Consider the following 22,276-nt stretch of genomic DNA (forward strand, 5'->3'; position numbering starts at 1 on the left):
GATGTTGCCCGAAGATTTCCAGGTTTTTCCCGATCATCCCTTTCCGGGGGTCAGTCTTGCCGTGAGCCGGACCCGGGCTCGCCCCGTGCCTCGGCGTCGGACAGGGCACGGTCGACAAGCGCCGGACCGAGCACCAGACGGGCGACCAACGCCAGCGCCAGGCCGATCAGCCCCGCCGTGACGAAGGGGGCGGCCAGCGCCCACTCGCGACCCAACGGCCCCTCGGACACGGAGACCAGGGCTCCGCCCAGGCCCATCCCCACCGACAGCAGCCCCCAGGAGACGGTGCGGTGCGCGCTGAAGATCCGGGACCGCAGGCGGTCGGGGGTCAGTCTCTGGATGAGGGAGATCAGGGTGATGTTCCACCAGGTGGAGACGAACCCGGTGAGGAAGTAACAGACCACGAAGACCGGTACGGAGCGCAGGAGGCCCACGGCCAGCGCGGTCGCCCCCAGGACCGTCAGGACCACCACCATGGCGCTGGAGGGGTGGATCCGGCCCGTGAGGGAGGGAACGACGAGCGCGCCCGTGACCGCTCCGAAGGCGGTGACGGTCATCAGCAGACCGTAGCCCTGCGCACCCACCCCCAGCACCTCCTGGGCGAAGAGCACCAGCACGGCCCCGTTCATCGCCGCCGCCAGGTTGGAGGCCCCCGAGACCAGCGCGAGCGGCCGAAGGACCGGGTGCCGCCACAGCCACACCAGCCCCTCGCGCAGCATCGCTCCGACCGAGGACCGCCGGTCCGCAGACTCCCCGGACGCGTCCTCCGCCGCCGGACGGAAGTCGCCGCGCATGCCGACCAGGCACACGACCGCGAGCAGGACCAGGGCGGCCTGGGCACCGAAGGCCCAGGCGGTGGAGACCGCCAGCAGCGCCCCGGCGAGCGGCGCGCCCAGGAACTTGTTGAGGACGCGCTCCACGACCTGGAGGAGCCCGTTGGCCCGCTCCAGCTGCGGACGCGACACCACCGAGGGCACCATCGACTGCGCGGTGTTGTCGAAGAACACCTCGCACGTGCCCACCAGCAGCGCGATGAGGACCAGCAGGGGGATCGAACCGACACCCAGGACCACCACGGCGGTCAGGAGCACCAGCAGCACCGCCTTGACCGCACCGGCGCGCACCATGAGGCGACGCCGGTCCGTTCGGTCGCCCACCACCCCGGCGACCAGCGCCAGGAACAGCCACGGAAGACGGGTGGCCGCACCCACCAGCGCGACCAGGAGGGCGTCGTCGGTGAGCGTGGTGGCGTACCAGGGCAGCGCCACCACCGCGATTCCGTCGCCCAGGTTGCCCAGCCCCACCGCCCCCAGGAGTTGGTGGAAGCGTGCGCCCAACGGTGCGCGGCGGCCGTGTTCGTCCGGGACCTTGTGCGGGACGTTCTGGGACATGTGACCTTCCGAAGGGGGTGGGGGCTCGGAGTGGCACCGTAGAGCGTGGCAGGCGGTGGTGACAGAAGGTTCTCCTGCCAGCAGAGGGGCACCTCGGCGGACCTGACCGGAGGTGAACGGCGACTGTCGGGTCGGGGCGGGGCCGGGTCCCTAACGTCGGTGGTGGAAGAGGGAGGCACACGTGCTGGACCGGTTGAACGAGGCGCTCGAACGGGTCGAGGAGGATCCGGGCGAACCCGTGGACGTGGCCGCCATGGCGCGGTCCGCGCTCACCTCCGAGCACCACTTCCGGCGGATGTTCTCGGCGCTGTCCGGGATGCCGTTGTCGGAGTACGTGCGTCGGCGCCGCCTCACCCTGGCCGGGGCGGAGGTGATCGAGGGTCGAAACACCCTGCTCGACATCGCGGTCCGCTACGGCTACGGGTCCGCGGAGGCCTTCGGCCGGGCGTTCCGGGCGATGCACGGGATGAGCCCGGGCGAGGCCCGGCGCACGGGCGCGGCGCTCAACTCCCAGTCACGGCTGGCCTTCCGCCTCACCATCGAAGGGAACACCATCATGCGCTACCGCATCGTCGAAAAGGGCGCCTTCCGCCTGGTCGGTCCCGGAACCCGGGTTCCGCTCGTCCAGGAGGGCGTCAACCAGCCCATGGCCGAGTTCGTCCTGGGTCTGGGCGACGAGGTGTACGAGAGGTTGGCGGAGCTGTCCGACCAGGAACCGCGCGGCGCCCTCTCGGTCACCGTCGCGCACGACCCCGACCGGCGCGAGGGCAGCGACGTCGACTTCCACCTGGCCGCCGCGACGTCGGCGTCGGGGACCCCGGAGGGGATGCGTGCCCTGGACGTGCCCGAGGGGACCTGGGTCGTGTTCCCCTTCGAGCGGCTCGGCTTCCCCGAAGCGATCCAGCACCTCTGGGTGTACGCCGCCAGCGAGTGGTTCCCCTCCAACCCGGCCTACCGGTACCGGCGCGGTCCCGAACTGCTGAGCGTGGAGTACGACGGAGACCTCGCCTCGGGGGAGCTGTGGCTCCCCGTCGAGCGGACCCCCGCCTGAACCACGAGTACGCCGCCGTGACCGCCACACCGGGTCACGGCGTGTTCAGCGGTCGCGGGGGCGGGTCCGGGCCTGCTCCAGGAAGCGGCGCAGGACCTCGTTGAAGCGTCCCGGGCGTTCAAGGTTGGGCAGGTGCCCCGCGCCCTCGATGATCTCCACCACCGAGTCCGCGATGCGCACGTGCATGAGCTCGGCGCCCCCGGGCGGGGTGAAGCCGTCGTGCTGGCCCACCACCAGCAGAGTGGGCGCCGAGATGTGCCTGAGCAACATGGTGTGGTCGGGTCGTTCGGCCCGGCCCAGCTGAGCGGCGGCCGCGCCCTCGGGCGGGGCGGCGTACATCATGGCGCGCACGTGGTCGGCCACGGCGGGCTGGTCCCGCACGTTCGCGGCGGTCATCATGCCGACCAGCATCTCGTCGGTGTAGCCGCGCATGCCCTCCGCGCGCAGGCGGGCGGCCATCGCCCTGCGTTTGGCCCTGCCGGCCTCGGTCTCGGGCAGAGGGTTGGTCGCGGCCAGGGCCAGAGAGTCCACGCGGTCGGGGAAGAGCCGGTACAGCTCCAGGGCGACCTGCCCGCCCATGGACAGGCCGACCACGTTGACCACGTCGAGTTCTAGGTGGTCGAGGAGGGCGGCGAGGTCACGGGCGAGGGTGTCCATCGAGGTCACCCCGGGTACCACGGTGCTGCGTCCGTATCCGCGCAGGTCGGGGGCGATGGTGCGGTAACCGCGCCCGGCCAGTGCTCTGACCTGGGGTTCCCACATGGTCCTGTCGAAGGGGTGACCGTGGACGAACAGGACGGGGCATCCTGCGCCGCGGTCGTCGTAACTGACGCTGATCCCGCGCACGGACGCGAGACGCGGGCCTTCGCTGTTCGCGGTGTCCGTCGTCTGGTGTGTCACAACAAACGATGCTATTCACGGACGCAAGGGGATGAACAGGGGGCGTGGGAAAGCGGTCGGGCCGCAGGTGGTTCCTCGTCACCTACGGCCCGACCGTCGTGACCCACCGTCCTCGGGCACGCGCCACCCACGCCGGGAGGGACGCCGAACCTCCACCCGGATGACACCGCGCCCGCTACTGAGCCCCTGGCACCGGAATCGCGACTGTTCGGCAGGGGTAGAAACGGGTCATGCGCGGGAACGCCGGGCGGGATTCGGCTCGCTCGGGGTTCGGTGCCCGAGCTTGCTGCCCCGTGTTGATGAGGAGGTCCCGACGGTGGACGGAAAGGCCCTGCAGGAGGTGGCGGAAGAGTGTGCCCAGAACCTGCCGGAAACCACGGTGTACTCGTTCGAGCCCGGTTGGGAGGCCTTCAGAGTCCACGAGAGATGGTTCATGTTGATGACCGAGGTTCCGCGGCATTCCCGCGTGCGGGACGCGCGGGTCGTGGCCGGTCAGCCCGTCGTGATCGTCAAGGCCGATCCGAGCGACGCGACAACGCTCCGGGAGGCGTACGCGGACATCGTCGCCGGATACCACATGAACAAGCGGCACTGGATCACGCTGGCTCCTGGCGACTCGATCGACACGAAGCTGATCGAGGAGCTGGTGACCGAGTCCTACCGTCTTGTGCTCGACACGCTGCCCCGCTCGCGTCAACCCACTGACCCGGAGGCGCTCAGCTCCTGAACGCGGGGAGCAGGTGCCCGCGCCGTGGTCGGACGGACCCGGACACCGGGGGTGCCGACCACCCGGTGGTGCCCGGGGCCCCGTCTCGGACCGGCCTCGGCCGGAGCCAGGACCTGATGTCGTCGCTTCACGCGCTCAGTATGGGGAGACGGCCCTCGGGGGCGGGGTCAGCGTGCTTCGCGCAGCGCCGGGTGCGGGCCCAGCCTCGGTACGGGTGGCAGCGGCCGATGTTCGGGTGTGGCCTGGAACGCCTGGATCAGGTAGGCGGCGAGCCTGCGGGAGGCGGCCACGGCGTCCTCCTCGGAGCCGGCGCTGACGCCGCTGTTGGCCATGATCACCAGGGTGAGATCGTCGCGGACGAAGTCGGGGCGCAGCTTCCCTGCGGCCTTGGCGCGGAGGGCGAGGTCGGCGAAGGTGTTCTCTGCCCTGATCCGCGCCTCGTCGAACACCGCCCCGCCGACGAAGGCCGCTCGGAAGACCTCGTTGAAGCCCCGGTCGAGGGCCTGCATCGCGCACAGCTCCTCGATGAACCAGCGGAAGCCCCGCCAGGGGTCGGGGTCGGAGGCGGCCTCTTCCAGGCCCGCCAGACAGACGTCGAGCTGCCCCCGGAACACCTCGTGGACCAGGCTGTCCTTGTGGGGGAAGTGCCGGTAGAGCGTGGCGATGCCGAGCCCCGCGCGGCGGGCGATCTCGGTCATCGACACCTCGATCCCGCCCTCCAGGAAGGCGGCCCGGGCGGTGTCGAGGATGCGTCGGCGGTTATGCAGCGCGTCCGAGCGCGGCTTCCGAGAGGATTCGTTCGGCATGCCTCTCATTTTACCGCTAAACGGATTGACCCCTCCGTTTCGATGCTTACCTGGAGCGTAGGCGGGGCGGGACCGTTGCCACCCTCCCCCCAGGACCGGAACGGACGGAGAAGACGATGGAGATGCGTGCGGCCCGATACGACGGCTACGGAGGGCCCGAGGTGCTCTATGAGGGGCGCGTCCCCCGTCCGGTGGCTGGCCCCGACCAGATCCTGGTGCGGGTGCACGCCAGCAGCGTGAACGGCGGGGAACTGCTGGTGCGCTCCGGACGGCTCGCGCTGGTGACCGGCAGGCGCTTCCCCAAGGGGATGGGCATCGACTTCGCCGGGGAGGTCGTGGAGGCGGGCGCGCGGGTGAGAGGGCCCGCCGTGGGAGACCGGGTGTGGGGTGTCCAGGGCCGAGCCGGAGGCAGCGCGACCTCGGAGTACGTGGCCGTGCGTCCCCGACGGGTCTCGCTCAGCCCGGCCGGTCTCGACTCGGTCGAGGCGGTCTCGCTGCTGGCCGGTGGTACCACGGGGATCACCGCGCTGCGGGACATGGCACGGGTCAGACCGGGTGAACGCGTCCTCGTGCGCGGCGCCAGCGGAGGGGTGGGCAGCGCGGTCGTCCAGCTGGCCAGGGCCATGGGCGCGCACGTCACCGGGCTGGCCGCGGCGCGCAACCTGGACTTCGTCCGCGGCCTGGGAGCCCATGAGGCGTACGACTACGCCTCCACCGGCCCCGCCGAGCTGGCCGGGCTGGAGGGGTTCGACGTGATCATCGACATCGTCGCCACCGACCTGCCCGACTACCAACGGCTCCTGACCCGGAGAGGGCGTCTGGTGGCGGTGTCCGTCGGGTCGCTCTCCTCGGCGGTGCGCCTGGCGGGCGCGACACTCCTGCGGTCTCGCCGGACCATGTTCTTCAGCGGCAACCCGAAGACGCCGCTCTTCCGGGACCTGGCCGGGTACGTCGAGCGCGGAGAGGTGCGCCCGGTCGTGGACACGGTGCACGAACTGGCCGACATCGCCGAGGCCCACCGCGCACTGGAGGCCGGTGGCGTGCGGGGCAAACACGTCGTCCGACTGACCTGAACCGGGCCCGACGGGCCCGGCTCGGCGGCGCCTCCAGGCGCCCGGGGCCGAGTCGCGGTCCGCGGGCTATGGAGCCGTCCACTCCCCCGGCGCCGCGCCTACGCCCCGAGTGGCGTCGCCTGCCGTGCCCAGGCATCCGTGGAGCGGTGCGCACCCAGCCCGGCGGTGTCGAACTCGTCGCGCTCGTCGGGGCCGACACCCACCCCCAGCCGGCGCAGGGCCCGGGAGATCGGGGTCCCCTCCTCCGGGGTGGGCTCGCCCTCTGATTGATGGAGTGGACCCAGGTCCACCACTCCCCGGTCCCACACGACCGCCCTCTGGGAGCCCGTGCCGCCGAAGAAGTCGGCCTCGACGTAGGCGAGCGGCCCCCGAGCCGACCACGCGGTGACGCGCTCCACCAGAGGGACCGTGAGGCGGACGAAACCGGAGGGGGCCTCGGCCGCCTGGTCGTCCATGGAGGCCAGCGCCTCGGTGACGGGCACCAACGCGAGCCCCTCACTCAGAGTGACGAACCCGACCTCGAGGAGGTCCGGGCCGCCCGCCCGCAGGAGCGACGGCGGAGCGATCACGGCTTCGAGAACGTAACCCATGCGGACCTCTTGAGGGGGTGGGGCCAGAACGTAAGCGATCGTAATATCCCAGGGTCGACGAAACACCCAGGCTGCGACCCTCAGTAACCTTGCCGTCACCGAAGCGGAGGTAATGTTCACCGCGTAGGCGTTGGGTCGTACCACTTTCCATGGCCGGATGGACCACGGTTGCTCCCGTCCCGGGCACTCCGGGGCGGTCCGCCGCTCGAACCCAGGAGACCGTACATGCCGGGTACACCCGCATCCCCCGATCAGTCCCCCACGCTGTTCCCGGGGCCCGCAGCCACCCGCCGCCAGGCGTTGGTCGGTGGAGCCGTCACGCTGGGAGCCGCCGCACTGGGCACCTCCCTCGGGACCCCCTCCGCGCTCGCGGCCACCTCGATCCCCCGAAACCCCGCGATCTCCGACCCCTTCACCCTGGGCGTCGCCTCCGGTGACCCCCTCCACAACGGCGTGGTCCTGTGGACCCGGCTCGCCCCGAACCCCCTGGCCGAAGACGGCCTGGGCGGCATGCCCAACCGAGCCGTCGAGGTGGAGTGGCAGGTCTCCCACAGCGAGAACTTCGGCACCCTCGCCGCGTCCGGAAGCGTCGAGACCCGCCCCGACCAGGCCCACTCCGTCCACGTGGAGCTGGAGCGCCTGCGCCCCAGAGCGGACTACTTCTACCGCTTCCGGGTCGGCAACGAGATCAGCCCGGTCGGCCGCACCCGCACCGCGCCTGTTCCGGGCGCCCGTGTGAACAGGTTCGACTTCGCGTTCGCCAGCTGCCAGAGCTACACCCACGGCCACTACACCGCCCAGGCGCACCTGGCGGAGGAGGACCTGGACCTGGTCGCCTTCCTCGGCGACTACATCTACGAGACCCCCGACCAGGGCAGTATCGGTCGCGGCCACGTCCCTGAGGTGGAGATCCGCTCCCTGGCCGAGTACCGGCTGCGGCACGCCCAGTACAAGACCGACCGCGACCTCCAGGCCGCCCACGCGGCCTTCCCGTGGGCGGTGGTCTTCGATGACCACGAACTGGAGAACAACTGGGCCGACGACACCTCCTACGAGGAGGACGTCCCCCCGGAGGAGTTCCTGCTCCGGCGCGAGCACGCGCTCAAGGCCTACTACGAGCACATGCCGCTGCGCGCCGCCCAGCGCCCGGCCGGGCCCGACCTGCACCTGTACCGCAGGCTGACCTTCGGCAACCTGGTGGACATGCACCTGTTGGACACCCGCCAGTACCGGGACGTGCAGGTGGAGGACTCCGAGCGCGACGACCCCGGGCGCACCCTGCTCGGCGCCGACCAGCGCCGGTGGCTGTCCAGAGGACTGTCGGACTCCAAGGCCAGGTGGAACGTCCTGGCGCAGCAGGTGTTCTTCTCCCAGCGCGACTTCGCGGAGGGAGACTCGACCAGTTTCAGTGACGACGCCTGGGACAACTACCGGGTCGAGCGGGACAGCGTCCGGGACGAGATCGCCGGGGTGTCCAACCCGGTCGTGCTCACCGGCGACGTGCACGCCAACTACGTGGTGGACGTCAAGGCCGACTTCGACGACCCGGGATCAAGGACGGTGGCCACCGAACTGGTGGGGACCTCCTTCACGAGCGGTCAGGACGGCGCCGAACAGAACCCGGGCGACGCGGTCCAGCTGGCCGAGAACCCGCACATCAAGTTCATCAACCGCCGCCGCGGCTACGTGCGCAACACCGTCACGCCCACGGAGTGGACCGCCGACTACCGGGTGGTGGACTACGTGAGCAGGCCTGGCGCGCCCATCCGTGACCGGGCCCGGTTCGTCATCGATGCCGGTCGTCCCGGCGTCCGGCCCCTGGCCTAGGAGCAGCCCGCCCGGCACCCCACCCCGGTGTGGTGCCGGGTCCGCTACTCCTCGGGGCTGAGCCAGAGGGCCTCGGCGGCGACCAGCCCCAGGGCCTGCTCGCGCTCCTCCTCGCCCTTCTCCGGGCGGACCGCGATCTGGATGGAACCGGCGAAGGGCAGCCGCTCCACGACCTCCACCCGCATGCCGATACCGATGTCGATGTCGGCGAGGTAGCGCAGGAGTTCGGGGTCGGTGTCGTTGACCCGGGCGATCACGCCGGTCGTACCGGCCTCGGCCTCGGAGAGCAGCACGGACTCGCGCTCGACTATGACGCCCTCACGGGTGGGGATGGGGTCGCCGTGCGGGTCCACCACCGGGTTTCCCAGGTGGGCGGCGATACGGTCGACGAACTTGTCCGAAACGACGTGTTCGAGGATCTCGGCCTCGTCGTGCACCTCGTCCCAGGAGTAGCCCAGCTCGGCCACCAGGTAGGTCTCCAGCAACCGGTGGCGGCGCAGGACCGCCAGGGCCGCTTTGGTGCCGGTCTCTGTGAGGCTGACGTTGCCGTACCGCTGGTGCTCCACGAAGCCGAGTTCGTTGAGCTTGCGGAGCATCCCGGACACCGACGAATTGGACACCGACAGTCGCTCGGCCATCCCGGAGATCGTCACCGGTCCGGTTCCGCGCTCCTGGAGGTCATAGATGACCTTCACGTAGTCCTCGGCCGAAGTGGACGGTCGCGCCGGTGTGTTCCCCATGCCCGTAACCGTATCGCGGACCGCTCCCCGACCACGATTTCCGCACTGTTCCTGGGGACGAACCCCCGTCACACTTCCGGTGGGTCGCTCAGGCGTTGCAGCCGGGTGCGCGAGGGGTCTTGGTGGGCCGCCCCCGGGAGACGATCCGCGTGCCCGCGAGACCGATCTCGCGGACCTGGGTCGAGCCGCAGACACAGCGCGACCACACGGTCAGCCCCGTGCCGGTCCGATGCTGGGAGAGCACCGCGAAGGGCTGTTCGTCCGGCCATCCGCAGTGGGGGCAGACACTGTTCATCGAGCACCTCAGGTTCGCCGTCGTCTTCCGCGATCCAGCATCACGCCCGGGGACCCTCGCGGTCCAGGTTGATTTTCTGGATGACACTCTGAAGAATCAACTACATGATCGATCTTCGTCGGCTGCGCATCCTCAGGGCGGTGGCCCACCACGGAACGGTGACCGCCGCCGCCGAGTCGCTGCACTTCACGCCTTCGGCGGCCTCGCAGCAGATCCGGCTGCTCGCCAAGGAGCTGGAGGTGCCGCTGCTGGAACCCCAGGGGCGCGGTGTGCGGCTGACGCCGGCCGCGCGAAGTCTGTTGGAGCACGCGGACGCCATCCAGGCCCGCTGGGAGCGGGCGGAGATCGAGATGCGCGGGCTGGACGCGGAACCGGCCGGGCCGCTGTGGGTGGCGGGTTTCCCCGTCGTGCTGACCCGGCTGCTGGCGCCCATGGCCGCCGCTCTGCGCACGGCGTATCCGCGCCTGGACGTACGGATCATCGAATCCGAGCCCGGAGACAGCCTCGACCTGCTCTTCCGGGGTGACATCGACCTGTCCATCGTGGAGTCCGCCCCCGGTACCCCCACGCTGGACGACACCCGCTTCGACCAGGCGCCCCTGTTCGAGGACCCCTTCGACCTCCTGGTCGCCCAAGGGCACCGCTTTGCCGGGCGAACGAGCGTGCCGCTGGTCGAGGCCGCGCGGGAGGCCTGGGTGCTGCCGAGGCCGGACACGACCTGTCACGCGCACGCCATGACCGCCTGCGCGGCGGTCGGGTTCACCCCGCAGGGCCGTCACCAGGCGCTGGAGTGGAGCTCCGTGGCGGCTCTGGTCGCCCACGACCTGGGGGTGGCGCTGGTGCCGAGGTCAGCGGACCTGTCCCCCGACCTGCCGGTCACCCGCGTGCGGCTGGAGGGCTCTCCGGTCCCGGCCCGCTCGCTGCTCACCTTCACACGCGCCGGAGCCCGAGAACGTCCCTCGATCGCCGCCGCCGTCACCGAGCTGGAACGGCTCGCCCCCGTCCTGGTGGCCTGACCCGCTCGTCTGCGGACAGGGCGTCCCCTGGTGGTGGAGCGTCCGCCACCGACCGTGCCCGTCGCGCCGCCACAGGGCACTGCGCAGAGCCCTGTGGCCGTCGACCACGGCGGCACAGGTCAGGTGCACCAATCCCGGTGCGAGCCGGGTTCCGCGCATGTCGGATCGCCGACCCCGGGTCCTCGGGAGTCATCGAGGGCAGATCCGTGAGCATCGACGCCCGGTCCCATCTGCGCCATGGCTGCCCCACCCCGACGAACTCCGGGTCCAGGAGCTCCCCGGCCGCCTGTGGGGAGGCGCGCACCTCGGGCCGGTGCAGGCGCGGTTCGCCCTCGACGGCTCGCGCGATCTCCGCCTGTGCGTCGTTCGTCTCGGTGCCTCCACTCCGTTGCCGAGGAGAGCAGGGGCCGCCGAGCGGATCCACCGCGTTTTCGTGGCCGCCCACGCGGGGCGCCCACCAACGGCGCTCCGCGAGTGCGCCCCGGAGCGGGAACGGTTCGGTGGTGACACCGACGAGTTCGCGCGTCGTCTCCGAGTGCCGCTGTTCCTGCTCCTTTCGGCTCCTGCCCCGGAGAACGCACCTGACCTCGGGGAACACCGCGTGGTTCCGGGTCCCCCGGCCAGCCCGATACATCACCCAAGTGACCACCAAAAAGAGCGCCGATCAGCGGCGCGAACGCGGTTTCATCCGTGTTCGCGCCGATATTGCCCTCGTGGACCACCGATTGGAGGTACCAAGTTCCGAAAACCTGACCCACGGCGAAGAACTCCCCTTGACACTGGGATGCGGCAGCGGGGGAAGGGAGATCATGAGGGACATTCGGGTTCGGTACGTGTTGGCCTTCGACTCCTCGTGTGACAGGTGCGCGGACATCTCCACGACGGTGGAGTCCGTGTCGGGTGGTCGGCTGGAGACACTTCCGCTCACCCACCCGGAGGTGCGCGAGTGGCGGGTCCGTCAGTGGGGGCCCAACGCCCCCTGGGTCCCCACGCTGGTCCGGCACCGAGGAACCGAGGTCCGCTGCTGGAGCGGGGTCTCCATGGTCCGGCCGCTCCTGCGGGGCCTGGGCGCGCAGGCCGCTCTGCGGGTCGTCGAGGCCCTGGGCGAACTCAGCCGCCAACGCCGCCGCGCCCCCTGGGAGCGATCCCGGGTGTCCTCCCCCGGAGCCTCGGTGCGGCCCCGGTTGCAGAGGCTGCGCGCGGGCTGGTTCGTCATCATGACCCTCGCGCTGGCGGGCCGTACCCCGGCACTGGCCCGTTCCGACCACGGTCTGGCCCGCGAGTGGGTGGAGGCCAACCGTGACCGCCTCCCCAGGGACTACGACGCGTTCACCACGCACCCTCTGGTTCACCGCCGCCTCGTCTTCGCCGAGCTCCCTCCCCGCGCCCGCCGTGACCTGTGGCTGGAGCACCTGCGGCGCTACGAACGCGCCCACCCCCATCTCAGCGCGGCGCAGCGCGAGGTGGTGCACATGGCCCGGCGCACGCTGTCCGATGTGCTGGTGTTCCGCGACGGCCTCGACCCGGTCAGGGAACGCGAGCTGCGGGGGCTGGCCGTCTCCGCGTTCGGGACGGAGGAGGCCCACGCACTGCTGGCGACCCTGGGCCCCGACGAACCCGACCCGCGCGGTGGTGCCACCACGAGGACGGAGCGCTGCGGAGCCTGGGAACCCTGTCTGTCCAAGGGCTGTACCGAGGTCCCCTTCACCTGCGGGACCGCCTGGATGTACACGCGCGACGGTATGCGAGCCCGCGCCGAACCGGCCGGTTAGCCCCCTAAGGCACGGTGCCTCCGGAAGACCTGTCTCTCGTGAACGCCCGCCCACCCGCAGGACGCCGGACGTCCCGCCCCGTCAAGGGGTCGAGGGCACGGCTAGATCCGGCTCTGGGCTGGTCGCAGGTGTGCGATGGCCCGGTCCGCGATCGGATACGGGCGTTCCCGCGGCAGCAGCGCGGCGGCCGTGTCCAGCTCACCTCGGCTCACCAGCTCGCGCAGCTCGTGGGCCAGGGGTGTGACGTCGGTGATCGACACCGTCCACTCGTCCGCGTAGCGGCGGGACGCCTCGCCGGACAGCCCCAGCTGGAGGGAGCGGTACGCGAGCGGGTTCATGCGAAGATCGCGTTCGGGATCCCACTGGACACGCGCCGGGGCCGTGCGCAGTTCCCGTTTCCAGGCGTCACGGTCGGAGTGCAGACCGGGCCTGTAGTGCGACAGGGCGGAGCGGCGCAGGGCCCACTCGAACCCCTCGCGGGTGATCTCCACCGCCAGCACCGTCTCCTGGTTCGCCTTCCGCCCCCACCCGCAGCGGTACATCATCCAGAGGATCGACGGCTTGATCCAGGTCATCCGCTCCCGCTTCCACGACGCCGGGAAGCGGCCCTCACGCGCGGCGGGGACGCCGATCGCGGGGGCGTAGGCCTGGTAGACGGTGACCGTCGTGTCGGTGTACCTGGCCCTGATCTGGAACGGGGGAATGCTCATGGGAGACCACAGTGGCGCTGACCAGCGGGCGCGGCAACCGGTTTTCCGCTGGCCAGCGCGGGGGCCTCAGCCCATCAGCCTGAGCATCTCCTGGGCCAGCGGGGCGGAGGACGCGGGGTTCTGGCCGGTGACCAGGTTGCGGTCCACCACGACCTTGGGGGCCCAGGGCTCGCCCTCCTGGAAGTCCACCCCGGCCTCCACCAGGCGGTCCTGGAGCAGCCACGCGGCCTTGTCAGCGAGCCCCGCCTGGGTCTCCTCCGTGTTGGTGAACGCGCTCACCTGGTAACCGGCGAACGGGTTCGCCCCGTCCGGTCGCTCGGCGGCCAGCATCGCCGCGGGGGCATGGCAGACCACCCCGAGCAGCTTGCCCGTCTCCAGAGCGGTGGTGAGCAGGTCACCGGAGACGGTGTCCACCGCCAGGTCCTCCATGGGACCGTGCCCTCCGGGCAGGTACACCGCGTCGTAGTCGCCGAGGTCGACCTCCTCCAGACTGAGCGGCGAGTGGAGTTCGGTGAAGGAGTCCAAAAGGGCGGAGACCCGGTCGGCGTTCTCCTGGCCGCCGTTGGCGCCCGCCTCCAGGCTGCCCCGGTCAACGGGAGGCACGACCCCGCCGGGAGTCGCGACGACGATCTCGTGTCCGGCGTCCCTGAACGCCTCGTAGGGGGCGACGGCCTCCTCCGCCCAGAAACCGGTGGGGTGCCGGGTGCCGTCCGCCAGAGTCCAGTGGTCGGCGCCGGTCATCAGGAACAGGATCGTGGACATACTGGATCACTCCGCAGCTGAGTTCCGCCTGGATGGTGCCGCCGACACTAGTGGCCAGGGCAATCATGTTCCACCGGAACACCCTGTGTCCGCAGTCGGGGTTCGTCCGGCTCCCCGCGCCGCTGACCTCAGGAAACAGCCACCTCCGGGCCCCGGAAGGTGCGCCGGTAGGTGAGTGGGGACACCCCGATCGCGACCCGCAGGTGCTGGCGCAGGGAGGTGCCGGTGGCGAACCCGACCCGTCCCGCGACCTCGTCCACCGGGGGTACGTGGTCTCCAACAGGTGACGCGCCCCCAGGACCCTCTGGTGGATCAACCCCCGACCCGGGCTCGTCCCGACCTCCTCGTTGACCTGCGGATGAAGGTCCTCAGGCTCATGTGTGCGTGTTCGGCCAGGTCAGACAGGGGGCCTGGCCGCCGTCGCGCCAGGTTCGCGCCACCCGGTTCGCGAGCTCGCTGCCCGTGGTCGGAGCGGACCAGGTGCCTGCTACCCCTTTCCGGAGAGGTGGTCGAGTGGGCCTCACCAACGCGACATCCGAGCGGTGGCGATGCTGGACGAGGACGACCACGCCGGAGTGGAAGCGATCGCCGGACTTGTGGACGAGGGAGTCCTGAAGGCGCACGTGGAGGCGACGTCCCGCTGTCCGAGGCCGCGAAGCCCACTCGCTGGGCGAGACCGGCCGGACCACGGGGAAGATCGTCCTGGTCATGGAGGACAATGAGGCGGGAGAACTGGAAAGGCTGCGCCGGATTTGTCTGTTTCTGGAGAACTTACAAAAACAGGCCCTTGCCGCCGGTAAGTTCGCACGTGAAAAAGGGTGCTCCCCGCGCACGCGGGGATGGTCCCGGATTCACGTCGGGAGCAGGTGCCACGTATTCGTGCTCCCCGCGCACGCGGGGATGGTCCCGCGGGGAAGAACATCATTCGTGGCCTGATCAAGTGCTCCCCGCGCACGCGGGGATGGTCCAGTCGCTCACTCCAGATCCACTCCAGATGGAAGTGTTCCCCGCACGCGAGGATGGGCCGCATCAGGCCGGGGTGACCGCCTGCGGCGCAGGGGTGTCCTGATCCGGTCACGGGCGTGGGTGTCGCCCCTACGAAGACCCGGACCCACCCGAGCCCGAGCCCGCTGACGACGGGCCGAAGGAAACCCACGACGACCACTGCGACTGATCCCTGACGCAACGAGGCAAGGACACTCGCTCGAACGGAGCGCGCTCCTACCGGCCTCGGGCTGGGACCTCGGCTTTGAGGAGTATCTCCTCGTACTCGTCCTCGGGGTCGGAGTCCAGCACGATCGCCCCGCCAGCGCCCACGGTGACCCCACCGTTGGCGTGCACGGCCGTGCGGATGACGATGCTGAGGTCCGCCTCGCCGGTGTACGAGACGTAGCCCAGCGCCCCGGAGTACACACCTCTGGCTGAGGACTCCAGCCGGTCGATGAGCTCCATTGTGCGCAGCTTCGGCGCACCGGTCATCGAACCGCCCGGGAAGCAGGCGCGGACCGCCTCCAGCGTCGACACCTCCGGGCGCAGCCGTCCTCGGATGGTCGAGACCAGCTGGTGCACGGTCGCGTACGACTCCGTGTACATGAAGGCGGGCACCTCCACGCTGCCGACCTCACACACTCGGCCGAGGTCGTTGCGGAGCAGGTCCACGATCATGAGGTTCTCGGCGCGGGTCTTGGCGCCGGTGCGCAGCTCGGAGGCGATGCGGGCGTCCGTTGCCGGATCGGCGTGGCGGGGCGCGGTGCCCTTGATAGGGCGGCTCTCGGCAACACGCTCCGCATCCACGCGCAGGAAGCGCTCGGGTGAGGCGCTGAGCACGGTCACTCCCCGGGCCCGGAGGAACGCGGCGTAGGGGGCGGGGCTTGCGGCACGCAGGCGGCGGTAGAAGTCCAGGTCGCCACCGTCGCCGAGGTCGGGCAGACGGACCCGGTTGGTCAGGCAGATCTCGTAGCTCTCGCCGTCGGTCAGGTGGCCCAGACACGTCTTGACGTCGTCCACGTAGGCGTCGCGGGACTGTTCCAGGAGCGAGGCCAGGTCAACTGGCGTGAGCGAGGGCGCGGGCTCGGGCAACGTGGGGAGGTCGCCCAGGGCCGCGAGCGTGTTCCGGACCCACTCGTCCGCGTCTGGCTCATCGTCCGCGCAGACCACATGGGTGCGGCCCTCATGGTGGTCGACGGCGACGAAGCGGTCGCAGCGCATCCACACGGCGTCCGGGGTGTCGGCCGTGTGGGCCTGGGCGGCCCCGCAGTCGGCCTTGAGTTCGTAGCCGAAGTAGCCCACGTAGCCGCCGGTGAACCCGAACGGCAGTCCGGTCGGGCGGGGTGTGTGGCGGGTGCGCCGTTCCAGTGCCCCGAACACGTCACCGGGCTCCTCACGGGTCCTGTCGGTGGTGTGCACACACACGCCCGTGTCGCCGACGTCGTAGGTGAGGACCTCGGAGGCGTCTCCGAGGAAGGAGAAACGGGCGGGCCCATCGGGGCGGGAGCTGTCCAGCCAGAAGGCGTGTTCGGAGTCGCCGTACAGGTGGGCGAAGGCGCGCTCGGTGTCCACCGCGTAGGGGAGCGACTCGGAGCGGATCGAGGGCCCGCTCTCGGTGTCGTTCCTGGTGGTCGGCCCCTGGGCGTTGTGAGCGGAGGACGCTCCTTGGTGGTCGCGGGCCAGCGCCAGGAAGTTGGCGACCAGGTCGGCTCCGTGCTCGCTGGCGATGGACTCGGGGTGGAACTGCACGCCCCAGCGCGGCAGGTCGCGGTGGCTCAGCCCCATGACCACGCCGTCCTCGGCCCAGGCGGTGGCCACGAGGTTCCCGGGCAGGGGCTCGGACACGGCGAGGGAGTGGTAGCGCACGGCGGTGAAGTCCTGCGGCACCCCTGAGAAGAGCCCGGTGCCGTCGTGCTGGACCCGGGTCAGGTGTCCGTGGCGGGGCTGGGGCGCCGCGTTCACCTCGGCTCCGGCCAGGTGCGCGATGGCCTGGTGCCCCAGGCACACCCCGAGGACCGGCAGGTCCGTGTGCGCGAGGAGTTCCGTGACGTGTCCCAGGTCGCGGGCGTTCTGCGGGCGGCCCGGTCCCGGTGACACCACGACCGCGTCCACGGTGGCGGGGTCGAACTCGGCCCAGCGGGGGTCGTCGTTGGTCAGAACCAGGGGCTCCGTGCCGAGCACCTCGGCGAGGAGCTGGAACAGGTTGTACGTGTAGGAGTCGTGGTTGTCCACGAGGAGAACGCGCATCCCGCCCTTTCTGGGACCGGCTGTTGGATCGCGATGTCCCAGATTACGCCTTTCTGGGTGGTTCAAGGATCGCCAGCCCTGGTGATGGGACCGGGCAGGCTGTAGACAGGAGGAACCGCGGGCACGCCGGTCCGCTCACTGTCGAAGGTAGGGACGCCGTGAACGTCTTCGTCGCCGTGGTCGCGATCGTGGTCGTGCTGGGCCTGGCCTTCTTCTTCGTGCTCACCGTCACCGAGGTCGGCCAGCTGCTCACGCGGCGCCGCACCGGGCCGTCGATCGCTCCTCCCCCGGCCACGGACGCCGCCACCCAGGAGCTGCGCCTGCGCTACGCCCGAGGTGAGATCAGCCGCGAGGAGTACCTCCAGCGCAAGATCGACCTCGAGGAGTTCTGAGCCCTCGGAGACTCACGTCACACGCGCTGGCTGATTGACACTCGGGGCGGAGTGGGTACAGTTCTCCTCGTCCTGTTGTCTACGATCGAGGTGGACGTTGCGCATCTGAGGTTCGCGATCATCACGCGGTACGGCGCCGGTCTCCGGCTGTCCGACGCGTGCATGGAACCTCGGTGTAGGAGCCGTCCCTGACTCGACCAGGACCCCCTCGCCTTCCCTCACGGCGCAACGCCGCGTGGTGCTCGCACACGAAGCCCTTTCCACACCGCTTCTGACTGCGAGAACACCCATGTCCAAGACCAGCACCACCACGAGTGCCGCCGTCGCCTGTTCTGACCTGGCCTTCCAGTGGAAGGACGGCACCGTCGTGTTCGACGGACTGTCCCTCACCCTCGGCCGGGGCCGCACCGGACTGGTCGGCACCAACGGCGCTGGCAAGTCCACCCTGCTACGGCTCCTGGCCGGTCAACTGCGTCCCGCACGGGGTTCGGTGACCGTCGGCGGGAGCCTGGCCTACCTGCCGCAGAACGTCACGCTCGACACCGGCACGCGGGTCGACCAGGCGATGGGCATCGCCGACAAACGCGCCGCCCTGCACGCCATCGAGGCAGGAGACGCCTCCGAACAGCACTTCGAGACGGTCGGTGACGACTGGGACATCGAGGAGCGCACCCTGGCGACCCTGGGTTCGCTGGGGCTGGGCGGGATCGGCCTGGACCGCAGCGTCGGCCAGCTCTCCGGCGGCGAGACCGTCCTGCTTCGCCTGGCCACGGTCCTGCTGGAGCGCCCCGACGTGCTCCTGCTCGACGAACCCACCAACAACCTGGACCTCGTCGCACGCCGCCGACTCTACGAGACGGTGGAGACCTGGCGGTCGGGCTCCCTGGTGGTGGTCAGCCACGACCTGGAACTCCTGGAACGGGTGGACCGGATCGCGGAGCTGCGAACCGGCTCGGTGACTGTCTACGGCGGCGGCTGGACCGCCTACCAGGAGGCGCTGGCCGTGCAGCAGGAGGCGGCCGAACGGACCCTGCGCGCGGCCGACGCCGACGTGCGCCGACAGAAAAGGGAACTGGAGGAGACCCAGGTCAAACTGGCCCGACGCCAGCGCACCGCCAAGAAGGCGGCCATCGACGGAGGAATCCCGAAGATCGTCCAGGGCGCGCTCAAGCGGGCCGCCCAGGAGTCCGCGGGCAAGCTCCGGGGCACCCACGAGGATCGGCTCGACGAGGCGCGCGAACGCCGCGAAGAGGCGGCCGACGCGGTGCGTGACGACGCGGAGATCCGGGTGGAGCTGCCCCACACCGAGGTTCCCAACGGCCGTGACGTGCTCAGTCTGCGCGGGGTGCGCCCCCGGTTCGGCCGTCTGGTCTCGGGCGACCTACTGGTACGCGGACCGGAGCGGATCGCCCTGGTGGGACGCAACGGAGCGGGCAAGACCACGCTGTTGCGCGCCGTGGCCGGGCAGGAGAGCCCCGTGGAGGGCGAGGTCGACGTGTCCGTGCCCGTACGGTTCCTGCCACAGCGGCTGGACGTGCTGGACGATTCCCTGAGCGTCGCGGAGAACGTCTCCGACGCCGCTCCGGGCGTCAGCGCCCAGCACATCCGCGCCCAGCTGGCACGGTTCCTGTTCAAGGGGAACCGGGCCGCGCAGGTCGCGGGGACGCTGTCCGGCGGCGAACGCTTCCGGGCCGCCCTGGCGGCGACCATGCTGGCCTCCCCGGCCCCGCAGTTGTTGATGCTGGACGAGCCCACCAACAACCTGGACCTGTCCAGCGTGCGGCAGTTGACCAACGCCCTGGAGGCCTACCAGGGGGCGTTGCTGGTCGCCAGCCACGACCTGCGTTTCCTGGAGTCCATCGGGATCACCCGCTGGCTGCTGCTCGACGAGGAGCTGCGGGAGACCACCGCCGAGGAGGTGCGCGAGCTGTTCATCGGCGCACCGGACGAACGGTGACCCCCTCGGCGGCTCCGGCGGGGTCAGCTCCTCAGGGGGCGGACGCGCCGGGGTAGGTGCCGAACGACCAGAGGTTGCCCTCCGGGTCGCGCACCCCGAACTCACGGGAGCCGTAGTCGGTGTCCGCGAGGGGGCGGGTGACGTCCGCGCCCCGGGCGGTCACCCGCTCGTACAGGGCGTCCGGGTCGGTGGTGACCACGTAGGTCCCCGCCGTCCCGGGCTGGCGTGACCACTCGCCTCCGGGCTTGTGGGTGCCGAGCATGAGACCGCCGCTGCCCTCGGGCCACAGCAGTTCGGCATGGGCCACGGTGTCGCCGTCGTCGTGACGCGCCGCGAGCACGAAGCCGAAGGTCTCGACGTAGTAGTCGATCAGTCTGGGTGCGTCCACGGCCTGGAGCGTGCTCCAGACGGTGGGATTCGTGTTGCTCATGGTGTCCATTCTTCGTGTGGGGCGCGGGCCACGTCTTGGATGTTTCGGAACTCCCTGACCAGCCAGGACCCCGGGGAGAGCCCGGTGAAGCGCACGAACTCCCTGTTCAGGTGGGCCTGGTCGCTGTACCCGGCTTCGATGGCCACCTCGGCGAGCCGGACCCGGCCGTGCAGGCGAACGTCCTGGGTGATCAGGGTGCGTGCGTACTCGAAGCGCATCAGGGTCGCCACCGTCTTGGGTGACCGCCCAACCTCGCGGTGGAAAAGAGTGCCAAGGTGGCGCGCGCTCACGCCCACCTCGCGAGCGAGCTCGGCAACGGGGAATCGTCCGCGGCTGCGGGCCAGCAGCTCCCAGGCGTGCACGACCTCACTCCTCGGCGCCACCGCGCCCAGGTCGCGGTGGCGTGCCACGAGGTAGTGACGGACCAGCGTGAACGACGCGTCCCACCCGGGTGCCTCGGTCAGCCGCTCGTGGACCTCGGTGGCGGGACGTCCCAGCATCTCCGAGGCGTCGAACCCGTCGGAGTCGCCCACAGCCAGTTCCGACCCCGGTACGCCGAAGAGCGCACGGGAGGCGAGGGGGTGCACCGAGACCTGGACCCCGGACTGCCCCGGCCGCTGGTTCACGTGGGTCGCCCGGATGTGGAGTCCGCCCAACAGCACCGGGCTGGGGCGGGCGTCGGCCAACCGGTCCGGGGTGTCAGCGGCCTCGACCCCGTCGTCCAGGCTGAGGATGAGGGTCAGGGTCGCCGACGGCAGACCGAGGTGGACGGAGTCGGGCGCGTCACGGTTGCGGTAGCCGACCATCGCGGCCACCCCAGGAGCGCTGCCGGGGGCCGCCACCGCGAAGTCCCAGGTGTGGCCCCGTTCCCTGCCGTCCACGCTTCCAGCCTAGCTCCCATCCGTGCCCCCCCATCTGCCCCCAGAGGCCGAAGTTGAAGGCCTCTGGAGGGTGAGACAAGGGCTAACCCCGCATCTCCTCCAGGGTCTTGCCCTTGGTCTCCTGCACGAACTTGAGCACGAAGAAGAAGGACAGCAGGGCGAAGGCCGCGTAGATCGTGTAGGAGCCGGGCAGGCTCCAGTCCCGCAGGCTCGGGAAGCTCACGGTGATCAGCCAGTTGGCCAGCCACTGGGTGGCGGTGGCCACGCCCATGGCGGCGGCGCGGATCCGCAGCGGGAACATCTCTCCCAGCAGCACCCACACGACCGCGCCCCACGACAGGGCGAAGAACAGCACGAACGAACTGGCCGCGACCAACGCCACCACGCCCCACATGAAGGGGAGCGTGACCTCTTCGCCGGATCCGGTGGCGTGGCTGAACGCGAAGGCGGCCAGGCCCAGTGCCACGGTCATGCCCGCCGACCCCGCCAGCAGCAGCGGCTTGCGCCCCACCCGGTCCACCAGCATGATCGCGATCACCGTGCCCACGATGTTCACCAGGGAGGTGAACAGGCTCAGCAGCAGCGAGTCGGTCTCGGCCACACCCACCGACTGCCACAGGGAGCTGGAGTAGTAGAAGATGACGTTGATGCCCACCAGCTGTTGGAAGGCGGAGACCGCCATACCGATCCACACGATGGGCAGCAGGCCGTACTTCCCGGTGAGGTCACGCAGGCTGGGGCGTACCTCCGACCCCAGGGCCTCCTTGATCTCCCCGAGCCGCCGGTCGATCCGGGCGGTACCGCCGCCCTCGACCTCGCTCAGGATGGTCCGGGCCCGGTCCACGCGCCCCACCCGCACCAGATATCGGGGCGACTCGGGGATGACCAGGCTCAACCCGAGGTAGACCAGCGCGGGCAACGCCTCCACGGCCAGCATCCACTGCCACGCCTGGACCGGCCCGAGCATGTTGTGCGCGCTGCCGTTCGCCTCCTGGGCGATCGCGTAGTTCACCAACTGGGAACAGGCGATTCCCAGCACGATGGCGAGCTGTTGCAGGGAGGCCAGGCGGCCCCGGTAGGCGGCGGGCGAGACCTCGGCGATGTAGGTCGGCGCGATCACCGAGGCCATACCGATCGCCACGCCGCCGATGATCCGCCAGAAGGTCAGGTCCCAGATGGAGAACGGCAGGGCCGAACCGATGGCGCTCACCGCGAAGAGCACACCGGCGATCTGCATGGCCCGGATGCGGCCGAGCCGGTCGGCGAGGTTGCCCGCCGCCGCCGCGCCCACCACACAGCCCAGCAGCGCGGAGGCGACGGTGAATCCCAGGATCCCGGGTCCCACCTCGAACCGCTGCTGGATGGCGTCGACCGCACCGTTGATCACGGCGCTGTCGTAACCAAACAAGAAGCCACCCATCGCGGCCGCGGACGCGATCATGGTCACGTGGGCCAGGTTCGCGTCACCGGCCCCCGCCGGAGATGCTCCGGTATCGCTCACATCTGCCTCTTCCCAGTTCACAGGCGTACATGGGTAGTGCGCCCGTGCTCCACAGTGACAGATCAGCGCCCTCCGGTCCCGGAGCGCAACGCGAACCGGGAACGCACCGGACCGCGGTTGGAGGCACCTCGCCAACTACTGCCTCTCCCACGTTTCTCCCATCCGAGCCCGGACCGGAGCAAGCCGATGTGAACGTCCGGGGCCCGATCCGGCGGGCGGCG

21 protein-coding genes and 1 CRISPR repeat array are annotated in these 22,276 nt (G+C 70.5%); of the genes, 8 read left to right on the plus strand and 13 right to left on the minus strand.

Annotated features, from left to right (window positions below):
* Nucleotides 1–50: 50 nt before the first annotated feature.
* The gene (locus tag KBX21_RS01180) at nt 51–1,391 is read right to left on the minus strand and encodes an MFS transporter (protein ID WP_210840721.1); all 1,341 of its coding nucleotides are present in this window, start codon (nt 1,389–1,391) and stop codon (nt 51–53) included.
* A gap of 181 nt (nt 1,392–1,572) precedes the next feature.
* Between KBX21_RS01180 and KBX21_RS01185 the strand changes: the two genes are divergently transcribed.
* Nucleotides 1,573–2,442, plus strand: a complete 870-nt coding sequence (locus KBX21_RS01185; RefSeq protein WP_210840722.1) for an AraC family transcriptional regulator — start codon at nt 1,573–1,575, stop codon at nt 2,440–2,442.
* A 45-nt stretch (nt 2,443–2,487) separates the two neighbouring features.
* On the opposite strand, the gene KBX21_RS01190 is transcribed toward KBX21_RS01185, so the two are convergent.
* Nucleotides 2,488–3,342 (minus strand): alpha/beta fold hydrolase, encoded by an 855-nt coding sequence (locus tag KBX21_RS01190; protein ID WP_210840723.1) that lies wholly within the window; start codon nt 3,340–3,342, stop codon nt 2,488–2,490.
* Nucleotides 3,343–3,658: 316 nt separating this feature from the next.
* On the opposite strand from KBX21_RS01190, the gene KBX21_RS01195 reads away from it, so the two are divergent.
* On the plus strand, nt 3,659–4,069 hold the full coding sequence (locus tag KBX21_RS01195; protein ID WP_210840724.1) for an MmcQ/YjbR family DNA-binding protein: 411 nt from the start codon (nt 3,659–3,661) through the stop codon (nt 4,067–4,069).
* Between the two features lie 167 nt (nt 4,070–4,236).
* Here the strand turns inward: KBX21_RS01195 and KBX21_RS01200 are convergent, their stop codons facing one another.
* Nucleotides 4,237–4,875, minus strand: a complete 639-nt coding sequence (locus KBX21_RS01200; RefSeq protein WP_049573073.1) for a TetR/AcrR family transcriptional regulator — start codon at nt 4,873–4,875, stop codon at nt 4,237–4,239.
* A gap of 122 nt (nt 4,876–4,997) precedes the next feature.
* Here KBX21_RS01200 and KBX21_RS01205 point away from each other — a divergent pair, with 122 nt between their 5' ends.
* Entirely contained in the window at nt 4,998–5,948 is a 951-nt protein-coding gene (locus KBX21_RS01205) for an NAD(P)-dependent alcohol dehydrogenase (RefSeq protein ID WP_082206483.1), read from the plus strand.
* A gap of 98 nt (nt 5,949–6,046) precedes the next feature.
* On the opposite strand, the gene KBX21_RS01210 is transcribed toward KBX21_RS01205, so the two are convergent.
* Nucleotides 6,047–6,538, minus strand: coding sequence for a hypothetical protein (locus tag KBX21_RS01210; RefSeq protein ID WP_053107288.1), 492 nt, complete (start codon nt 6,536–6,538; stop codon nt 6,047–6,049).
* Between the two features lie 225 nt (nt 6,539–6,763).
* Between KBX21_RS01210 and KBX21_RS01215 the strand changes: the two genes are divergently transcribed.
* Nucleotides 6,764–8,365, plus strand: coding sequence for an alkaline phosphatase (locus KBX21_RS01215; protein ID WP_210840725.1), 1,602 nt, complete (start codon nt 6,764–6,766; stop codon nt 8,363–8,365).
* 44 nt (nt 8,366–8,409) lie between these two features.
* Here the strand turns inward: KBX21_RS01215 and KBX21_RS01220 are convergent, their stop codons facing one another.
* Together KBX21_RS01220 and KBX21_RS01225 are read right to left on the minus strand one after the other, a co-directional pair.
* Nucleotides 8,410–9,105 (minus strand): metal-dependent transcriptional regulator, encoded by a 696-nt coding sequence (locus KBX21_RS01220; RefSeq protein ID WP_049573080.1) that lies wholly within the window; start codon nt 9,103–9,105, stop codon nt 8,410–8,412.
* 88 nt (nt 9,106–9,193) lie between these two features.
* Entirely contained in the window at nt 9,194–9,400 is a 207-nt protein-coding gene (locus KBX21_RS01225) for a hypothetical protein (RefSeq protein WP_210840726.1), read from the minus strand.
* 104 nt (nt 9,401–9,504) lie between these two features.
* On the opposite strand from KBX21_RS01225, the gene KBX21_RS01230 reads away from it, so the two are divergent.
* Together KBX21_RS01230 and KBX21_RS01235 are read left to right on the plus strand one after the other, a co-directional pair.
* The gene (locus tag KBX21_RS01230) at nt 9,505–10,416 is read left to right on the plus strand and encodes a LysR family transcriptional regulator (RefSeq protein WP_082206481.1); all 912 of its coding nucleotides are present in this window, start codon (nt 9,505–9,507) and stop codon (nt 10,414–10,416) included.
* Between the two features lie 809 nt (nt 10,417–11,225).
* Nucleotides 11,226–12,188, plus strand: coding sequence for a bacteriocin fulvocin C-related protein (locus KBX21_RS01235; RefSeq protein ID WP_049573095.1), 963 nt, complete (start codon nt 11,226–11,228; stop codon nt 12,186–12,188).
* 101 nt (nt 12,189–12,289) lie between these two features.
* Here KBX21_RS01235 and KBX21_RS01240 read toward each other — a convergent pair whose 3' ends face one another.
* From KBX21_RS01240 to pabB, 4 genes are all read right to left on the minus strand, one after another.
* Nucleotides 12,290–12,898 (minus strand): DUF4291 domain-containing protein, encoded by a 609-nt coding sequence (locus KBX21_RS01240; RefSeq protein WP_210840727.1) that lies wholly within the window; start codon nt 12,896–12,898, stop codon nt 12,290–12,292.
* Between the two features lie 66 nt (nt 12,899–12,964).
* Entirely contained in the window at nt 12,965–13,660 is a 696-nt protein-coding gene (locus KBX21_RS01245) for a type 1 glutamine amidotransferase domain-containing protein (RefSeq protein ID WP_210840728.1), read from the minus strand.
* 128 nt (nt 13,661–13,788) lie between these two features.
* Nucleotides 13,789–13,920 carry a hypothetical protein gene (locus KBX21_RS27025; RefSeq protein ID WP_307869124.1) on the minus strand — a complete coding sequence of 44 codons (132 nt, stop codon included), beginning with the start codon at nt 13,918–13,920 and terminating at the stop codon, nt 13,789–13,791.
* Between the two features lie 558 nt (nt 13,921–14,478).
* A CRISPR array of direct repeats spans nt 14,479–14,686; the repeat unit is 28 nt; unit sequence GTGCTCCCCGCGCACGCGGGGATGGTCC.
* A gap of 195 nt (nt 14,687–14,881) precedes the next feature.
* Entirely contained in the window at nt 14,882–16,894 is a 2,013-nt protein-coding gene (gene pabB / locus KBX21_RS01255; RefSeq protein ID WP_210840729.1) for an aminodeoxychorismate synthase component I, read from the minus strand.
* Nucleotides 16,895–17,052: 158 nt separating this feature from the next.
* Between pabB and KBX21_RS01260 the strand changes: the two genes are divergently transcribed.
* A complete protein-coding gene (locus tag KBX21_RS01260; protein ID WP_049573111.1) occupies nt 17,053–17,286 on the plus strand; it encodes an SHOCT domain-containing protein in 234 nt (77 codons plus the stop codon).
* Between the two features lie 289 nt (nt 17,287–17,575).
* Nucleotides 17,576–19,243: an ABC-F family ATP-binding cassette domain-containing protein gene (locus tag KBX21_RS01265; RefSeq protein WP_210840730.1), complete on the plus strand. Its 1,668-nt coding sequence runs from the start codon at nt 17,576–17,578 to the stop codon at nt 19,241–19,243.
* A 31-nt stretch (nt 19,244–19,274) separates the two neighbouring features.
* Here the strand turns inward: KBX21_RS01265 and KBX21_RS01270 are convergent, their stop codons facing one another.
* The 3 genes from KBX21_RS01270 to KBX21_RS01280 all read right to left on the minus strand — a co-directional run bounded on the left by KBX21_RS01270 (nt 19,275) and on the right by KBX21_RS01280 (nt 22,055).
* Nucleotides 19,275–19,673 carry a VOC family protein gene (locus KBX21_RS01270; RefSeq protein ID WP_049573178.1) on the minus strand — a complete coding sequence of 133 codons (399 nt, stop codon included), beginning with the start codon at nt 19,671–19,673 and terminating at the stop codon, nt 19,275–19,277.
* Entirely contained in the window at nt 19,670–20,554 is an 885-nt protein-coding gene (locus KBX21_RS01275) for a helix-turn-helix domain-containing protein (protein ID WP_210840731.1), read from the minus strand. The genes KBX21_RS01270 and KBX21_RS01275 overlap by 4 nt, the downstream gene beginning before the upstream one ends.
* Before the next feature lie 82 nt (nt 20,555–20,636).
* A complete protein-coding gene (locus tag KBX21_RS01280) occupies nt 20,637–22,055 on the minus strand; it encodes a sugar porter family MFS transporter (RefSeq protein WP_210840732.1) in 1,419 nt (472 codons plus the stop codon).
* Between the last annotated feature and the right edge of the window lie 221 nt (nt 22,056–22,276).

The sequence above is a fragment of the Nocardiopsis sp. B62 genome, from assembly GCF_018070675.1.
GTDB classification, from domain to species: Bacteria; Actinomycetota; Actinomycetes; order Streptosporangiales; family Streptosporangiaceae; genus Nocardiopsis; species Nocardiopsis prasina.